11 protein-coding genes are annotated in these 16,777 nt (G+C 72.4%); 6 read left to right on the top strand and 5 right to left on the bottom strand.

What is annotated here, in order from left to right:
* The first annotated feature begins 48 nt into the window (after window positions 1–48).
* Window positions 49–693: a ricin-type beta-trefoil lectin domain protein gene (locus tag OH807_RS38255; protein ID WP_406209130.1), complete on the top strand. Its 645-nt coding sequence runs from the start codon at window positions 49–51 to the stop codon at window positions 691–693.
* Window positions 694–798: 105 nt separating this feature from the next.
* Here OH807_RS38255 and OH807_RS38250 read toward each other — a convergent pair whose 3' ends face one another.
* From OH807_RS38250 to OH807_RS38230, 5 genes are all read right to left on the bottom strand, one after another.
* On the bottom strand, window positions 799–2,736 hold the full coding sequence (locus OH807_RS38250) for an amino acid transporter (protein ID WP_406209127.1): 1,938 nt from the start codon (window positions 2,734–2,736) through the stop codon (window positions 799–801).
* A gap of 672 nt (window positions 2,737–3,408) precedes the next feature.
* Window positions 3,409–5,097 (bottom strand): protein kinase domain-containing protein, encoded by a 1,689-nt coding sequence (locus OH807_RS38245; protein WP_406209124.1) that lies wholly within the window; start codon window positions 5,095–5,097, stop codon window positions 3,409–3,411.
* A 645-nt stretch (window positions 5,098–5,742) separates the two neighbouring features.
* Window positions 5,743–7,233, bottom strand: a complete 1,491-nt coding sequence (locus OH807_RS38240) for an FAD-binding oxidoreductase (protein ID WP_406209121.1) — start codon at window positions 7,231–7,233, stop codon at window positions 5,743–5,745.
* A gap of 514 nt (window positions 7,234–7,747) precedes the next feature.
* On the bottom strand, window positions 7,748–8,164 hold the full coding sequence (locus OH807_RS38235; RefSeq protein WP_406209118.1) for a VOC family protein: 417 nt from the start codon (window positions 8,162–8,164) through the stop codon (window positions 7,748–7,750).
* Window positions 8,165–8,174: 10 nt separating this feature from the next.
* Complete coding sequence (locus OH807_RS38230; protein ID WP_406209115.1) at window positions 8,175–8,594, bottom strand: helix-turn-helix transcriptional regulator; 420 nt, start codon at window positions 8,592–8,594, stop codon at window positions 8,175–8,177.
* A gap of 185 nt (window positions 8,595–8,779) precedes the next feature.
* Here OH807_RS38230 and OH807_RS38225 point away from each other — a divergent pair, with 185 nt between their 5' ends.
* The 5 genes from OH807_RS38225 (at window position 8,780) to OH807_RS38205 (ending at window position 16,733) form a co-directional block, all read left to right on the top strand.
* Window positions 8,780–9,346 carry a MarR family winged helix-turn-helix transcriptional regulator gene (locus tag OH807_RS38225; protein WP_406209113.1) on the top strand — a complete coding sequence of 189 codons (567 nt, stop codon included), beginning with the start codon at window positions 8,780–8,782 and terminating at the stop codon, window positions 9,344–9,346.
* A 160-nt stretch (window positions 9,347–9,506) separates the two neighbouring features.
* A complete protein-coding gene (locus OH807_RS38220) occupies window positions 9,507–9,962 on the top strand; it encodes a hypothetical protein (protein WP_406209110.1) in 456 nt (151 codons plus the stop codon).
* Between the two features lie 80 nt (window positions 9,963–10,042).
* The gene (locus OH807_RS38215; protein WP_406209107.1) at window positions 10,043–10,897 is read left to right on the top strand and encodes an NmrA family NAD(P)-binding protein; all 855 of its coding nucleotides are present in this window, start codon (window positions 10,043–10,045) and stop codon (window positions 10,895–10,897) included.
* A gap of 500 nt (window positions 10,898–11,397) precedes the next feature.
* Window positions 11,398–15,324, top strand: coding sequence for a Pls/PosA family non-ribosomal peptide synthetase (locus OH807_RS38210; RefSeq protein ID WP_406209104.1), 3,927 nt, complete (start codon window positions 11,398–11,400; stop codon window positions 15,322–15,324).
* A gap of 80 nt (window positions 15,325–15,404) precedes the next feature.
* The gene (locus OH807_RS38205; RefSeq protein ID WP_406209101.1) at window positions 15,405–16,733 is read left to right on the top strand and encodes a M1 family metallopeptidase; all 1,329 of its coding nucleotides are present in this window, start codon (window positions 15,405–15,407) and stop codon (window positions 16,731–16,733) included.
* The last annotated feature ends 44 nt before the right edge of the window (window positions 16,734–16,777 follow it).

Below are 16,777 nucleotides of genomic sequence, written 5' to 3'. Positions count from 1 at the left end.
GAAGAACCGGACGTCTGCCCCTTGGCGCAGGCCGTGCATGGGCGGCGTATGGATCGCAGGCCAAACGATCAAGACTCCGTCTTCTCCCCGACGATGGTCAGCGGCGTCCCGTCCGGGCAGCCGGCCGACCCCGGAAGGCCCGGATCGCCGGCCGTCCCCGCCGTGCCCGTCGAGGTGCCGGGCGTCATCGTCGGCGTTCCGGCCACTCCCGGCGTACCCGCCAAGCCCGGTGTGCCCGCCAAGCCCGGTGTGCCCGCCAAGCCGGGCAAGCCTGCCGAGCCCGGCACACCGTCCGGCTCCGGCCGCCCGCCGCTCGGCACCCCCGTCCACCTCAAGACGGTCGACAACCTCGGCGCCGTCGCCACCGACGACACATCCGGGTCGACGGTGATCGCCGGCAAGCCGGGCGGCGCCGGCGCCCAGTGGACCTTCCAGGATGCCGGCAGCGGCCGCTACCGCATCACCAACGGCCTCGGCCCGGACCTCACCGAGAACACCGGCACCTACTTCGCCAACGTCTCCGCCTGGAAGGGGAGCTCGGCCCAGAAGTGGGAGGTCCTCAACGTCAGCGGTGACACGTACCGGATCAGGATCAGCGACCAGGACTGCCTGACCTACCACGAGGACAACAAGACGCTCGGAGTGTGGACCTGCGACGGCTCCAAGGACCAGCAGTGGACGATCACCCGCTGAGCCGGTTGCGCGCCCGGCAGAACCGGTCCGGTGCCCGGTGGCTGCGGAGCCACCGGGCGCCGGATCACACATGCGCCGGGGCGCATCGCGACCGCGGCTGTGCACTCAGCCGACGTGGACGCGGGGGCGGCGGTTGCGGTCCGGCTCGGCCTCGCGGAGCACCTCGCGGGTGACCGGAGCGACCTCGCCCTGCCCGAACAGGAAGAACCGCAGGAACTGGGCGAACGGGTTGCCCTCCGTCCACTCGAAGTAGATGTGCGGCTGCTGCCCCGTCCGGTCCCGGACCTCGATGAGCAGTGCCGCCAGGGCGTTCGGCACGCTGGAACTCTCCAGTGAGAGCACCCGGTAGCGGTCGTGCAGCACCTCACCGCGGACGGTCAGCGCCGCCTCGAACTCCGACGGGTCGAGCACGGTGACCTCGACGAAGACGAGGTCGTCCTCGGCGGGGATGTCGTTGTCCGCCCGGATCTGCCGCTTCTTCCCCTGGTACTCCGCCAGATCGCGGGCGTTCGGCTCGTTGGCGATCAGCCGCAGAGGGCGGTGCGTGTAGTCGCGGATGAACCGCTCGGCGGCCTCGTCGAACTCGACGTCCGTCACCCGGAGTTCGAAGGCGCGCTTGAGCCGGGAGAGCAGCGACACCAGAATGATGCCGGCGATGAAGCAGGCGCCGATCTTGACGCCGTCCGGCCGCTCGGCGATGTTGATCGCCGTGGTGTAGAGGAAGACCGCCGCGATCACCGCGAAGCCGATCGTCCAGTTCCGCTCCCCCGCTTTGTGGGCGGCGATGGTCACGGCGATCGCGGCCGAGCTGATCAGCACCAGCACGCCGGTGGCGTACGCGCCGCCCTGGGCGTCCACGCTGGCGTCGAAGATCCAGGTCACCAGGAAGGCGATCAGGGTGAGGACGATGACCATCGGCCGCACCGCCCGTGCCCAGTGCGGCGCCATGCCGTAGCGCGGGAGGTAGCGGGGCATCAGGTTGAGCATGCCCGCCATGGCGGAGGCACCGGCGAACCAGAGGATGAGGATGGTGGAGAGGTCGTAGATGGTCCCGAAGGTATTGCCGAGGTACTCGTGCGCGAGGTAGGCGAGGGCGCGGCCGTTGGCCTCGCCGCCCGGCTCGAACGCCGCCTTCGGGATCAGCAGGGTGGTGATGAAGCTGGTGGTGATCAGGAAGACGCTCATGATCAGCGCCGCCGTGGTCAGCAGCTTCCTGGCACCCCGGATCCGGCCGGTCGGCTTCTCCTCGGTGTCCTCCGGGTCCCCCTCGATGTGCGGCATCACCGCGACACCGGTCTCGAAGCCGGACAGGCCCAGGGCCAGCTTGGGGAAGACCACCAGGGCGACGCCGATCATGGCGACCACGTTGCCGTGCTCGGCGGTCAGCGCGTCCGACCAGTCGCTGACCAGGTGCGGAGCCTGCAGAACCTCCCAGAGCCCGGTGATGACGACGACCACGTTCAGCGCCAGGTAGATCGCGACCAACACCACGGCCAGGCCGATCGCCTCGCTGAACCCCTTGAGGAAGACGCCCCCCAACAGCGCGACCAGGATCAGCGTGATCATCACCTGTTTGCCGCTCAGCGCACTCTGCAGGTGCGGGTTCTCCACCAGGTGCGCGGTGGCGTCGGCGGCCGACAGGGTGATGGTGATCATGAAGTCGGTGGCAGCGAAGCCCAGCAGCGCCAGGACGAACAGCTTGCCCTTCCAGAACGACAGCAGCCGCTCCAGCATCGCGATCGAGCCCTCGCCGTGCGGGCTCTCCTGCGCCACCCGCCGGTACACCGGCAGCGCGCCGAACAGCGTGACCAGCACCAGCACGATCGTCGCCACCGGCGACAGCAGACCGGCCGCCAGCGCGGCGATGCCCGGCTGGTAGCCGAGCGTCGAGAAGTAGTCCAGACCGGTCAGGCACATCACCCGCCACCAACGGGCGCCCTTGTGCTCGACGGGGGCCTGCGCATGCGGCCCGGGGTGCTGCTTGGCCATGTCGGCCAGCCCCTCCAGCAACCACGCGCGGACCCGCTGCCGTCCGGACGGCACAGCCCCCGGATCGACTGAACCCGACGAAACCACGCCGCACCCCTGTCCACAAATTTGAACCGCCCCGCCGTCCGGCAGACGGCAAGGCGACAGGGTATGCGATTCAGATGATCAGACCGCGCAGCGCCGGGAGGATATCGCCGTAATGGCGGAACACTCCCCACCGATCACACGGCTCCACTCCGAAACCCGATCGGTTCCTACCTCTGAGTGGCAAGAGTCATCCTCAGATTCGGCGTGCCGGCCGGAGGCGGCGGCCCGCCCGCTCACGGACACTGCGGCGACGCTGCGCCGGCGCACTCAGTGGTCGGACTCCCACCGGGCTTCGAGCCGCTGGACACCGTCCGGGCCCGTAACGGGTTGCCAGGACGCTGTCATCCCGCTCCCTCGACGAGCGGCACCGAGCGCGCCGGAGGCCGGCGCCCCGCCGATGGCCTGGAGCACGCTGCTGTCGAGCGGACTGTCTGCGAGCCTGCGCAGGATCGCCGCCGGGGTCGCCCCCGCGGACCCCCGGGTACGGGCGCCGGAATGGAACGGCCGGCGTTGGAAGGCACTGAGAACGGTCACGTGGACCTCACCTCCGGTAAAGCATCCTTCGATGCGGCAGGGACGACCGGCCCGACACAACTCCCGGGCGGCGGGGCAGTCACCCCGATCCGGCCCCTGCGGGCCTCAACAGCTCGAACACCCCGAGGCTAGTCCGGCGCGGGCACCTGCCGACCGGCCCTGACAACTCCTTGATTCCTCCCACGTGGCTGCTAACGATGCTCTGACGCCGGAGCCGGACGCAGAAGTTCGGATCTTCCGCACATCATCACGGACAACGGCCTGGCGCGTCCGGTCGACGAGCGCGGCCAACTCCTCGGGAAGACTCGGCTTCCCCGTGGGGGACGCGGGTGCGGGGACGATGTTCGCGGTGCCGCTCAGAGCCGAGGTGATCGACCGGATCTGCGCCAGCGACCAGTTGGTCCCGATGCCACGGGCGTGGCAGGAGAAGCGACCGGCGCAGGAGGCCAGCGCGGCGGCCAGTTCGTCACGGCTCTCCGCCTCGGCCTCGGTGTCGGTCAGCAGGATCGCGGTGCGTACGGCGTCCGCGTGGCCGGCGAACAGCCGGTCGGCGAGCCGTATCCATCGGCCGAATGCCGCCACCTCGATGGGTTCCAGCCCGGCCAGGGCCGCCCGCGCCTCGGCCTTGGCGACCGCCGTCGCCCGGACCAGCCGCAAGGTGTCGGGGTAGAGCATCCGCGCGTACTCCGACCCTGCGACGACAGCGAAGGAAACGCCGTCGTCGAGGCCGTCGATGGTCGCGGCAACCGTCGTCCTGACCGCTTGGAAGTCCGCTTCGGACAGCTCCGTGGAGAGACCGAGCAGAAAGACGAGCGTGCGGGGCACGACCGCCACCGGATCGCCCGCCACCGAACCCCCGCCCGTGACGGTGACGATCGTGTTGAGCTCGGTGGCGCCCGGCGCGAGGTACTCGTTGTGGTACAGCTCCAGGCCGAGCTCCGGAAGGACGTCGGGTGCCCGAAGGCCCGGGGCGGAACGGCCACGGCCCACGTTCCTCAGCCGCTCCGCGACGGCTCCGGCATCGGCCGGGCGACCCGCGGGTTCCTTGCTCAACAGCGCCGACACGAGCCGGTCGAGATCCTCGGGGATGCCCGGCCGGAGCGAGCCGAGGCGCGGGGGCGGGCTCTGCAGGTGATGCGTCATCGACACCCGGACGCCGCCACCCGTCGGGAACGGCGGCTTTCCTGTGAGAAGGGCGAAGAGCACACAGCCGAGAGCGTAGAGGTCGGCCCGTCCGTCGACCCGCGGGCTCCGCCACTGCTCGGGTGCCATGTAGTCGGGCGTCCCCATGAAGCTGCCCTCCCGGGTGAGGCCAGAGTCGCCCTGGAGGTATCCCGCGAGCCCGAAGTCACACACCTTGATCCGGTCTCCGGGGAGCAGCATCAGGTTGGCGGGCTTGATGTCCCGGTGGACGATGCCCGTCCCGTGGGCGTACGCCAGGGCGTCGGCGACCTGGGCGGCCAGGTCCACTGCCTGCTGAACGGGCAGTCCGGACGGCTGTTCCCGAAGCACCTCCGCCAGGTTGCTCCCCCTGATCAGCTCCATGACCAGGTAGAGCTGCCCGGCCCGCTCCCCGCTGTCGAAGATCTGGGCGATACCCGGATGCTGGAACCCCGCAGTGACCCGGGCCTCGCGGTGGAACCGCTCCAGGGCACTGCCCCTGGAAGTCGGCTGAGCAACGAGGAACTTGACGGCAACCTTGCGGTCCAGCCGCGGGTCGTGGGCCTGCCAGACCTCGCCCATCCCCCCGCGTCCGAGCAGCGACTCCAGCCGGTACCGGTCGGCGATCCGCATCCCCGGAATGTTCACAGCCCCCCGCAATCCGCCGGACGCCGCCGTCCCCAAGGCCCTGATCGTTCGGCATCCTACCGAGCGCCTCTCGCCAGCCACAGCTTCCCGTTCCGCGGGCACGCCGCACTCCCACGATCGCCGGAGACACCCTGGGGGACGGCCGTGGACATCGAGAGCAGACTGCTCCCGGTCTCAGCTCTCAACGCAATCGCACCAGGTACCGCCTGCCAGCCCCCGCCTCGACCCGCATCTCGCTACCCGGACGCTCCTCGCACACCAGGTCCGGGCACCAATCAGCAACCAGGCCATTTCCGCGCATGCGCATGCAGAGGCAAGCCGCAGAGCTTGTCCAGTCCCTCGCCAGCCTCTCCGACCACTACTGGTCGAACAGCTGCCGCCCGCGCCGATCAAACCTGACTGACCATCAGCTCAGGTCAGCAAAAGTCAGCATCAGTACGAGTCCACCCTCACAGATACGCGAATACTTGAGAGCTCAGCGCACGGTGGGGCGGACCCGCGCCGGTGCCGCAAGGAAGTCCGGCCGCCCTGCCTCGCTCGTGACAGAAAGCCACGTCGACCTCTTTACACACACCATTTACCCCAATATCATCCGTTTACCGGATGGTTGACATGGCACTGTGCGCTGGTTCAGGACGGCAGGGTGATCGACTGGGCGTGGTGGAACACGTTCCGCTCGTCCCAGGTCTTCTTGGCCCGCTGCAGGCGGGCGTAGTTCTGCTTGTAGTAGAGGCGCTGGTAGGGCGGGTCGGTCTGGCCGGCCGTCCCGAGGTCGACGTCGGGGTAGTTGACGTAGGCGCCGTCGGTGTCGGTGTTGATCTCCGGGATGCCGCCGGTGGCGCCGTAGACGTCCCGGTAGAGGCCGCGCAGGTAGTCGAGGTGCAGGGAGTCCTTGGCCGGGTCGGTCCAGTAGGTCTGGTACTGGAGCTTCATGATCGAGTCTCGCTGCGGGATCGCGTCCTCGGTGGGCGTGCGTGCATTGATCCGGCACCCGTATGAGTCGATCTGGACGAGCGTCTGCTGCAGCTCGGCGCCGTCGACGTCCTTGGTGAGCCACTCCCAGAAGGCGTCGATCTGCCGGGGGGTGAAGCGCCTGCGGTGGTAGGCCGACTTGTACTTGCCGCGCTGGTTCTCCCCCGAGCCGTTCAGCGTCATGGTGGCCTGGAACCACGGCATCTGGCGGCGCTGGTCCGGGTACGGCAGGAAGAGTCCGCCCGCGCTGTGGGTCTGGACGGTGGCCCGGGTCTTCATCCCGTCCTCCACAGCGGCCAGGAATGCGTCCAGCGGCGCGGGGTCGTCCTCGTCCCACTGGCTGAGCAGGACGACGTTCCCGTTCGACCGGTGGGTGAGCTTGAGGATGGCGAACAGGCCCCGGTAGGCCGTTTCCGCCTTTCCGCTGTGCGCGGTGAAGAAGGCACCGAAGTTGTTCACCAGCCGGTGGAAGTCGGCCGGCTCCTTGAGGAGGTCCGCCCACGGCCAGGCGACGCTGCTCAGCCAGACCCGCGGCGGCGGCTTCGGGATGTCGTGGCGGAAGTGGTAGCGCAGCACGACGCCGAAGTTCCCCCCGCCTCCGCCGGTGTGCGCCCAGAAGAGGTCCTGGTCCGCCGAGTCCTTCGGGTCGTTGCGGTGCGCCCTGGTCACTTCCACCCTGCCGCCGCGGACGGTCACGACGTCGACCTGGACCAGGTGGTCGACGGTCAGCCCGTGCCGCCGGGAGAGCAGCCCGTACCCGCCGCCACTGATGTGCCCGCCGGCCCCGACCGAGTAGCAGGAACCGGCCGGCAGCGTGACACCGAACTTGCGGAACAGCGTGGTGTAGACGTCCCAGTTGGTGGCGCCCCCCTCCACGCTGTAGGTGGGCGCACCGTACTTGTCGGTCGCGGTGCGGACGCCCCGCAGGGTGCTGAGGTCGAGGATGACGCCCCGGTCGTTGTCGACGAATCCCTCGTAGCAGTGCCCTCCGCCGCGGATCGTCGGCCGGAGCCCCTTGTCGAGTGCCGACCTGAGCGCCGTCACGGCGTCCGCCTCACCGCCGACCACCCGGATATAGGACGGGGTGCTGCTCCAGCGCTGGTTGAAGCCCTGACTGAGCGTCTGGTAGCGCCCGTCGGACGGGAACACCGTCTCCCCGTCGGACAACCCGTCCGACCCGACCGGATCGATCGGACCGACCGGCACACCGGGCGCGGCCGGGCCGACGGGGCCGACCGGACCGACCGGCTCGTCCGCCGATGCCGGCCCGGCACCGGCGGCAAGGCCGAGAGAGGCGGCGGACACCCCTGCGGCGGCGATTCCGGCGGTACCCAGGAATCCGCGACGGGAAAGTTCTTGATGCATGATCGGGACCCACTTTCTCGACACTGAGAAGCTGGCAGCCGCACGCTAGCACGCACGTTTGCTTTTGTGAATCCTGTACGAATTAGTGTGACAGTACGTCATTTCCAGAAAACGACTTCACCCGAATATTCGTCATTCTTTCTCGCGAGACCGGCCGGTATTGCGTCAACCACCGGTCCGCCGTCGGCCGCGCCGCGCCGCCCGCCCGCCCGCCCGCCCGCGCGCACGCACGACGACGCCCCGGCACCCGTTGCAGGGGGCCGGGGCGGGGAGGTCACGTCGCCCGGAGTGTGACCGGTTACTTGCCGCGCGGCTGGGTGAACCGCAGCATGTTCCCGGCCGGGTCCCGGAAGGCGCAGTCGCGGACGCCGTACGGCTGGTCCATCGGCTCCTGGAGCACCTCGCCGCCCGCGGCGCGGACCCGCTCGAACGTGGCGTCGCAGTCGGTCGTCCCGAAGATGACACCGCGGAGCATGCCCTTGGCCATCAGCTCGGCCACCGTCCGACGGTCGGCCTCGGAGGCGTTCGGGTCGGCGAGCGGCGGCTCCAGGACGATCTCCACGTCCGGCTGCGAGGGCGAGCCCACCGTCACCCAGCGCATGCCCTCGAAGCCGACGTCGTTGCGCACCTCCAGACCGAGCGCGTCGCGGTAGAAGGCGAGCGCCTTGTCGTGGTCGTCGACGGCGATGAAACACTGTGCGAGCTTGATGTCCATGGCCTTCACGCTACGGACCGGGGGTGGATCCCGCTTCTCCGTTCCTGACCGGCCGGGTGTGCATCTTGGCCACGCAGGCCGGGATGCCGGCGCCGTGGTCGTGGTCGCGGGCCCGGTACGCGCTCGGGCTCTCCCCGACCAACTCGGTGAACCGCGCGCTGAACGACCCCAGCGACGTACAGCCGACCGCCATGCAGACGTCCGTCACCGAGAGGTCACCGCGTCGCAGCAGCGCCTTGGCCCGCTCGATCCGGCGGGTCATGAGATAGCTGTACGGGGTCTCGCCGTAGGCGGCGCGGAAGCTGCGCGAGAAGTGCCCCGGGGACATCAGGGCGACCTGCGCCAGGGCGGGTACGTCCAGTGGCTGCGCATACTCGCGGTCCATCAGGTCGCGGGCCTTGCGGAGTCGGACGAGGTCGGAGAGATCCACGCACCTCACGGTACAGACCCCGCAGGACGGGGCACCAGCCACGCGGGCCGGGCCCGGAACGGGGCCCGCACCCGCGCGGGAGGAGGCGCGAACCCGCCCGCACCGGGGCGCGAGTCCGGCACCGGCCGCCGCCCGCGCCGCCGGCCGGCTTGACGACACAGATGGTTAGGCACCATATTACTTCCATGACCCAGCCGCACCGCCCGAACACCCGCCGCCCCGGCAGCGGTCCGGACGACGACCGGAGCCCCGACCAGGGCGCACCGACGCTCGACCAGGCCCGGCGACAGCTGAACCGGTACGGCCTCACGGCCGACCCGCAGGCCGTCCTGGTCGCCGCACGGCTGATGACGGCGGGCGCGCGACTGGGCCAGGCCGGAGAGGCGCACTTCGCCCGCTTCGGCCTCTCCACCGGGCGCTACCGGCTGCTCGCCGACCTGGAGGACCACGGCGGCGAGAAGTCGCCCTCCCAGCTGGCGGCGAGCCTCGGCGTGTCGCGGGCGACGGTGACCGGCCTGGTCGACGGGCTGGAACGCGAGGGCCTGGTGGCCCGCCGGCCGTCCACCGAGGACGGCCGCGGCAACGTGGTGATCCTCACCGCCCGCGGCGCCGAGCGCCTGCGGGAGATGGCACCCCAGCACTACGCACGCATGGAGGCCATGGTCGGCGGGCTCACGGTCGAGGAGCGCACGGTCTTCCTGGATCTGCTGGCCCGCCTGGTCGAGGGCATCTCCGCCCTGACCGACGACTAGCCCCGCCCCGCCCCCGAGCACGGTCCGAGCACCACCCCGGCACCACCCGAACCCGGCACGCCGCCGCAGCACCCGCGCGCGACGGGCCCGGCCACACTCAAATAGTTAGCTACCTAAGCACATATAGTTAGCCACCTAAGCAAAGAGGAGCCGCACACCCATGGCAGGAACGCCCGACTCCCCCGCCCAGCCCCCGCCGTTCATCCTGTGGCGCGAGGTCCTCGTCGCCTACCTGATGCCCGCCGTGATGGCGGGGATCGGCGGAGCCGTCACGCAGCAGCCCGAGCTGGCGATCGCCGCCGCCACCAGCATCGCGGGCACCTCCGCCGTCGTCGCCGCCCTGCTCGGCGCCCGGCTTCGCCGCCGCCCGGACCGCTCCTGGACCTTGCGGCCGCCGCGCGCCCTCCTGGCCGTGGGCTTCGGGCTCGGCGCCGCCGCCCTGGCCCTGCTCATCGGCCGGTCCGGCGCGCACTGGCTGCCGCAGGTGCCCGCACTGGCCGACAGCCGGTGGCCCGGCAGGCTGCCCATCGACCTCCCGGTCTCCGCCGCCATCGCCGCGACCATGATCACCTGGCGCTGGCGCGGCAGCCGGTCGAACCGGCACCGCCGGACCTGACCCCGCACCCCCACTCCCCACCCCCGAAATCCCCCTCGAACCAGACCCGCACCAGAAAGGCAGACCACATGATCGTCATCATGGGAGCGACCGGCGCCACCGGCGGAGCGACCCTGCAGAGCCTCGCCGCACTCGGCGTCCCGGCCCGCGCCCTCAGCCGCGACCCGCACCGCCTCACGGCCGCCCTCGACCACCGCACCCGCGCGCTGGTCGAGCCGGTGACCGCCGACGCGGCCGACCCGGACTCCCTGCGCGCGGCCTTCCGGGGCGCCCGCCAGCTCTTCCTCACCATGGCCAACGGCCCCCAGCAGGTCGAGCACGAGCTGCGCGCCGTCGACCTGGCCGTCGCGAGCGGCGTGGAGCACATCGTCAAGATCTCCGCGCCGGCCGCCGAACCGGACTCCCCCGTCGCCGTCTCGCGCGGTCACCACCGGGTCGAGCAGCACCTGCGGGCCACCGGGATCACCGCCACCGTGCTGCGCCCGTACGCGTTCATGCAGAAGCTCCTGCTACTGGCCCCCGGAGTGACCGCCGCAGGGACGATCCTCGGCGCGATGGGCACCGCTCCGTGCAACTACATCGACTGCCGGGACATCGGCGACGTCGCGGCCTCCGTGCTCACCCGGCCCGAGCAGGCGGGCGGGACGTACGAGCTGACCGGCGGACGGGCGTACAGCCACCCCGAGCTGGCCGCGCTGCTGGGCTCGCTGCTCGGCCGGCCGGTGCGGTCCGTCGACCTGCCGCCGGCGCAACTGCACGCGCACCTCGTGCAGCGGGCCGGGATGCCGGACTGGCTGGCGGCCCACGTGGTCGAGATCCAGCGGCTCGCGGTGGACCGCCCGGAGCGCCCCGACGACGCCGCCGCCCGACTCGTCGGACGCGCCCCGCGTACCCTTGAGGCGTTCCTCCGCGAGCACCTCGACCGCTTCCACTGACGGGGGCGGCGAGCCCCGGGAGCCCCGGCGGGCCCGGAAACGGGCCGGTCGGGGCCGCCCGCCACCCGAAGGGAGCACAATCCGGTGTGGCGTGGATCACGCCGCCGAAAATGAGCTGACGATCCGTCAAAATGACTGACATTCCGTCACCATCGCCCCACGGCAGCTCAGTTATTGCCTGACAAGCCGTCAGATTCGGCTGGTCGAGCGCGAGTTGGGTGGAGTGTCGGGGTGCGGTGCGTTCACCACCCGGGGCTACCATCGGTCGGGTTGTCCGCTCCCGCCCCGGAGTGAGGTCACCCGAACAGTCGAGTGGTCCCACCGCCCCCAGGGGCCGAGCGCCAGTCGCAACAGGGGCGAGGACGAGGAGCGCACGGGCTGCCATGACAGTCGAACCGAGTCAGACGGAGCAGACCCCGCAGGCCCCACCGATCCCGGACGGAGCCGCGGCCGCGGTCCCGACGCCGACCACGACCCCTGCTCCGGCCCCGGAACCGGCGATGGCGACAGCGACGGCGCCGGCACCGCCGACCGCGCCGGCCCGCGACCCGCACGACGCCCCCGCCACCATCACGGCCCCCGAGGGCACCGGCCGGGCGCTCTTCCCCGGCCGCCCGGCACCCGCCCCGCGCACCCTGGTCGACATCCTGGACGCCACCGTCCGCTCCCACCCCGGCGAGCCGGCCCTCGACGACGGGCGGACCGTCCTCAGCTACCGCGCGCTCGCCGCCGAGGTCGAGCAGCTGCGCCGCCGGCTCGCCGCCGCCGGGATCGGCGCGGGCGACCGGATCGGCATCCGCGTCCCCTCCGGCACCAACGACCTCTACGTCGCCATCCTCGCCGTGCTGGCCGCCGGCGCCGCCTACGTCCCGGTGGACGCCGAGGATCCGGACGAGCGCGCCCAGCTGGTCTTCGAGGAGGCCGCCGTCGCCGCCGTGGTGGGCGCCGAGCGCGCGCTCACCGTCACCGAAGGTCACCGCGCCGCCACCCCGGCCGCCCGGCCGACCACGGAGCACGACGCCTGGATCATCTTCACCTCGGGCTCCACCGGCCGCCCCAAGGGCGTCGCCGTCACCCACCGCAACGCCGCCGCGTTCGTCGACGCCGAGGCCGCGCTCTTCCTCCAGGACGAGCCGATCGGGCCCGGCGACCGCGTGATGGCCGGGCTGTCCGTCGCCTTCGACGCCTCCTGCGAGGAGATGTGGCTGGCCTGGCGGTACGGCGCCTGCCTGGTGCCCGTCCCGCGGTCGCAGGTCCGCAGCGGCGCCGACCTCGGGCCCTGGCTCGCCGAGCAGGAGATCACCGTGGTCTCCACCGTCCCCACCCTGGCCGCGCTCTGGCCGGCCGAGGCGCTGAACGAAGTCCGGCTGCTGATCTTCGGCGGCGAGGCCTGCCCGCCCGAGCTGGTGACGCGGCTGGTCACCGAGGGCCGCGAGGTCTGGAACACCTACGGCCCGACCGAGGCGACCGTGGTGGCCTGCGCGGCCCTGCTGACCGGCGACGGCCCGGTCCGGATCGGCCTGCCGCTGGACGGCTGGGACCTCGCCGTCGTCGACGAGGCCGGCCTGCCGGTCGCCTCCGGCGGCACCGGCCAGCTGGTGATCGGCGGGGCGGGCCTGGCCCGCTACCTCGACCCGGTCAAGGACGCCGAGAAGTACGCACCCCTGCCCTCGCTGGGCTGGGAGCGCGCCTACCGCAGCGGCGACCTCGTCCAGGCCGACCCGGACGGCCTGCTCTTCCTCGGCCGCGCCGACGAACAGATCAAGCTCGGGGGCCGCCGGATCGAGCTCGGCGAGGTCGACGCCGCCCTCCAGGCGCTGCCCGGTGTGGCCGGCGCGGCGGCCGCCGTCCGCACCGCACGCGGCGGCAACCAGCTGCTCGTCGGCTACCTCGTGACCAAGGACGGCTGGGACCGCGAGCAGGCCGTCGAACGGCTGCGCGCCGAGCTGCCCGCCGCCCTCGTCCCGCTGCTGGCACCGGTCGACTCGCTGCCCACCCGCACCTCCGGCAAGGTCGACCGCAACGCGCTGCCCTGGCCGCTGCCCGGCCTGGAGACCACTGGCCCGACCGAGCAGCTCTACGGCACCGAGGCCTGGCTCGCCGAGCAGTGGACCGAGATCCTCGGCGTGCCGGTGAGCGGCCCACGTGAGGACTTCTTCGCCATCGGCGGCGGCAGCCTGGCCGCGGCCAGGCTCACCACCCTGCTGCGCACCCGCTACCCGAGCGCCGCCGTGCTGGACATCTACCAGCAGCCGACGCTGCGCAAGCTCGCCCGGCACCTCGAACGCTCGGTGGCGGACGGCGGCGAGGCCCGCACCGTCGCACCGGTGCCGACCCGCGCCAAACTGCTCCAGCTGCTGATGCTGATCCCGCTCTTCACCGTGACGGGGCTGCGCTGGACGGTCGCGCTGCTGGCGCTCGGCAACGTGCTCGCCTGGTTCGGCGCCTACCCGTGGGCGCCGACCGCGTCCTGGTGGGTGGTCGGCGCGGGCGCACTGGCGCTGTTCAGCCCGGCGGGCCGGCTGGCCCTCGCGGCCGGCGGCGCCCGGCTGCTGCTGCGCGGTCTGCGGCCGGGCAGCTACCCGCGCGGCGGGAGCACCCACCTGCGGCTCTGGGCCGCCGAACGGCTCGCCGAGGTCAGCGGTGCCACCGCCCTCTCCGGGGCGTGGCTGACCCGCTACGCGCGGGCACTCGGGGCCAAGGTCGGCCCCGAGGTGGACCTGCACTCGCTGCCGCCCGTCACCGGCCTGCTCAAGCTGGGCCGGGGCTGCGCGGTGGAGGCCGAGGTCGACCTCTGCGGCTACTGGCTGGACGGCGACCGGCTGGAGGTCGGCCAGGTCAAGGTCGGCCCCGGGGCCGTGGTCGGGACGCGCTCGACGCTGCTGCCCGGGGCCCGGGTCGGCAAGGGCGCCCAGGTGCTGGCCGGCTCCAGCGTCACCGGGCACGTCCCGACCGGCCAGCGCTGGGGCGGCGCGCCCGCCGTCAAGCTCGGCCGGGCCGTCCGGACCTTCCCCAAGGAGCGGCCGGCCCGCCGGGCCCGCTGGGCCGCCCTGTACGGCGCGAGCGGCACGGCCCTGGCCCTGCTGCCCGTCCTGCCCGCGCTCGCCGGCCTGGCCGTGCTCTCCGGGTTCGTCCACCCCGGTACGGACCTCGGCACGGCGCTCGGCGGCGCCCTGCTGGGCCTGCTCCCCGCCACCCTGGCCTACGGGCTGGTCTACTCGGCGCAGCTGGTCGCGGCCGTCCGGCTGCTGAGCATCGGGCTGACGCCGGGCGTGCACCCACTGCACGGCCGGGTCGGCTGGCAGGCGTGGACGGTCACCCAGCTGATGGACCAGGCGCGCGAGATTTTCTTCCCGCTGTACGCGGGCCTGGTCACACCGCTCTGGCTGCGGGCGCTCGGGATGAAGGTCGGCCGGGGCGCCGAGGTCTCCACGGTGCTGGCGCTGCCCAGCCTGACCACCGTCGGGGACGGTGCGTTCCTGGCGGACGACACCCTGATCGCCCCGTACGAGCTGGGCGGCGGCTGGGTGCGGCTCGGCGAGGCGAAGGTCGGCGAGCGGGCGTTCCTCGGCAACTCGGGGATGACCGCGCCCGGCCGGTCGGTGCCCAAGCGGGGCCTGGTGGGGGTGCTGTCCGCAACCCCGGCGAAGGCCAAGAAGGGCAGCTCCTACCTGGGCATGCCGCCGATGCGGCTGCCGCGCGCGGCCGACCCCGCCGACCAGAGCCTGACCTACGAGCCGCCGGCCCGGCTGCTCTGGGCCCGCGGGCTGGTGGAGGTGGCGCGGCTGCTGCCGGTGCTGGCCTCCGGTGCGCTCGGCGCGCTGACGCTGGCGGCGCTCTCCTGGCTGGCGACCGGCTGGTCGCCGGTGGCGGCGGCGCTGCTCTCCGGCGTGGTGCTGCTGGTGGCCGGTGGCGCGGCCTGCGTGGTGGCAGCGGCGGCGAAGTGGCTGCTGGTCGGGCGGTTCCGGGCGGTGGAGCACCCGCTGTGGAGCGCCTTCGTCTGGCGCAACGAGCTGGCCGACACCTTCGTCGAGGTGCTCGCGGTGCCGTGGCTGATCGGCGCGGTGCCGGGCACCCCGGTGCTGAACCTCTGGCTGCGGGCGCTCGGTGCGGCCGTCGGGCGGGGCGTCTGGTGCGAGAGCTACTGGCTGCCGGAGGCGGACCTCGTCACGCTGGGCGACGGCGTGACAATCAACCGGGGCTGCGTCGTACAGACCCACCTCTTCCACGACCGGATCATGCGGATGGATACTGTCATTCTCCGCGAGGGCGCCACCCTGGGCCCGGGCGGGATCGTGCTGCCCGGCAGCACGGTGGGTGCGCGCAGCACGCTTGGCCCGGCCTCGCTGGTGATGCGCGCCGAGTCGGTCCCCGCGGACACGCGGTGGCTGGGCAATCCGATCGAGGTGTGGCAGACCACCTCGTGACCGGCCCGGTCACCCCCGTACCCGCATCCCCCACGTCCCCCATGTCGCAGGGAGCGCACGACCCGGTGAAATCCCGCCCGGTGAACCACCAGCACGCCCCGGCCCCCTCCGCCGCGCCCGACCCGTACTTCCCGAACAGCGGCGACCACCGCTACAAGGTGCACCGGTACGAGCTCGCGCTGGACTACCGGCCCGGGCCCAACCGGCTCGGCGGCACGGCCCGGCTCAGCGCCGTCGCGGGCCCGGCCCTCGCCGAGTTCGCGCTCGACCTGGCCGAGTTCCGGATCGGCCGGGTGCTGGTGGACGGCAAGGCCGCCCGCTACACCCACCGGGCCGGCAAGCTGCGGGTGCGCCCGGCGAAGGCGCTGGCCGCCGGGGCCGCGTTCACGGTCGAGGTGCACTACACCGGGAACCCGCGCCCGGTGCGCAGCCCGTGGGGCGGCCTCGGCTGGGAGGAGCTGACCGACGGGGCGCTGGTCGCCAGCCAGCCGGTCGGCGCGCCGTCCTGGTTCCCGTGCAACGACCGGCCGGCCGACAAGGCGACGTACCAGATAGCGGTCACCACGCCGTCCCCGTACACCGTGGTGGTCGGCGGCCGGCTGCTCACCCGGACCACCCGGGCGTCCAGTACGACCTGGGTGTACGAGCAGTCCGCGCCGACGTCGACGTACCTGGTGACGGTCTCGATCGGCCAGTACGCCCCGGTCGGGCTGGCCGGGCGCCCGGCCGTGCAGCAGACCGGGTACGTACCGGAGCGGCTGGCCGTCGACTTCGCCTCCGACTTCGGCCGGCAGCCGCGGATGATGGCGTACTTCGAGGACGTCTTCGGCCCCTACCCGTTCGGCGAGTACACGGTGGTGGTGGCCGACGAGGAGCTGGACGTGCCGGTGGAGGCGCAGGGCGTCGCCACCTTCGGCACCAACCACCTCGGCGGCGGCTGGGAGCGCGAGCGGCTGGTCGCCCACGAGCTGGCCCACCAGTGGTTCGGCAACAGCGTGTCGATCGCCGACTGGAGCCACATCTGGCTGAACGAAGGGCTCGCCAAGTACGCGGAGTGGCTCTGGTCCGAGCACGCCGGCGGCCCGTCCGCGGCCGCGCACGCCGCCATCGCGCACGCCCTGCTGTCCCGGCTGCCGCAGGACCTCCGGCTCGGCGACCCCGGCCGGAAGCTGATGTTCGACGACCGGCTCTACCAGCGCGGCGGCCTGACCGTCCACGCGCTGCGGAAGGCCGTCGGCGAGGAGGCGTTCTTCCGCCTGCTCCGCGAGTGGGCCCTGCTCAACCGGCACGGTGTCGTGGCGACGGCCGACTTCCTGGCCCACGCCGCCCGCTACACGGACGGCCCGCTGGAGGCGCTGTTCACGGCCTGGCTGCGGGAGCCTGCGCTGCCGCCGCTGCCGCTGGGCTGACCGGCCCCGCCCGGGCGGGCGGGGGCGGGGCCGGCCGGTGGAGG

It is taken from the genome of Kitasatospora sp. NBC_01560 (assembly GCF_045208415.1).
Lineage (GTDB): Bacteria > Actinomycetota > Actinomycetes > Streptomycetales > Streptomycetaceae > Kitasatospora.
The sequence above is the reverse complement of the archived record's forward strand: the minus strand, read 5'-3'. Positions and strand labels throughout refer to the sequence as shown.

Coding starts and splice junctions, on each gene's coding strand:
- OH807_RS38220 (WP_406209110.1), top strand. CDS start 9,507: ATGGCAGGAACGCCCGACTCCCCCGCCCAGCCCCCGCCGTTCATCCTG.
- OH807_RS38225 (WP_406209113.1), top strand. CDS start 8,780: ATGACCCAGCCGCACCGCCCGAACACCCGCCGCCCCGGCAGCGGTCCG.
- OH807_RS38210 (WP_406209104.1), top strand. CDS start 11,398: ATGGCGACAGCGACGGCGCCGGCACCGCCGACCGCGCCGGCCCGCGAC.
- OH807_RS38235 (WP_406209118.1), bottom strand. CDS start 8,164: ATGGACATCAAGCTCGCACAGTGTTTCATCGCCGTCGACGACCACGAC.
- OH807_RS38215 (WP_406209107.1), top strand. CDS start 10,043: ATGGGAGCGACCGGCGCCACCGGCGGAGCGACCCTGCAGAGCCTCGCC.
- OH807_RS38245 (WP_406209124.1), bottom strand. CDS start 5,097: ATGCGGATCGCCGACCGGTACCGGCTGGAGTCGCTGCTCGGACGCGGG.
- OH807_RS38255 (WP_406209130.1), top strand. CDS start 49: ATGGATCGCAGGCCAAACGATCAAGACTCCGTCTTCTCCCCGACGATG.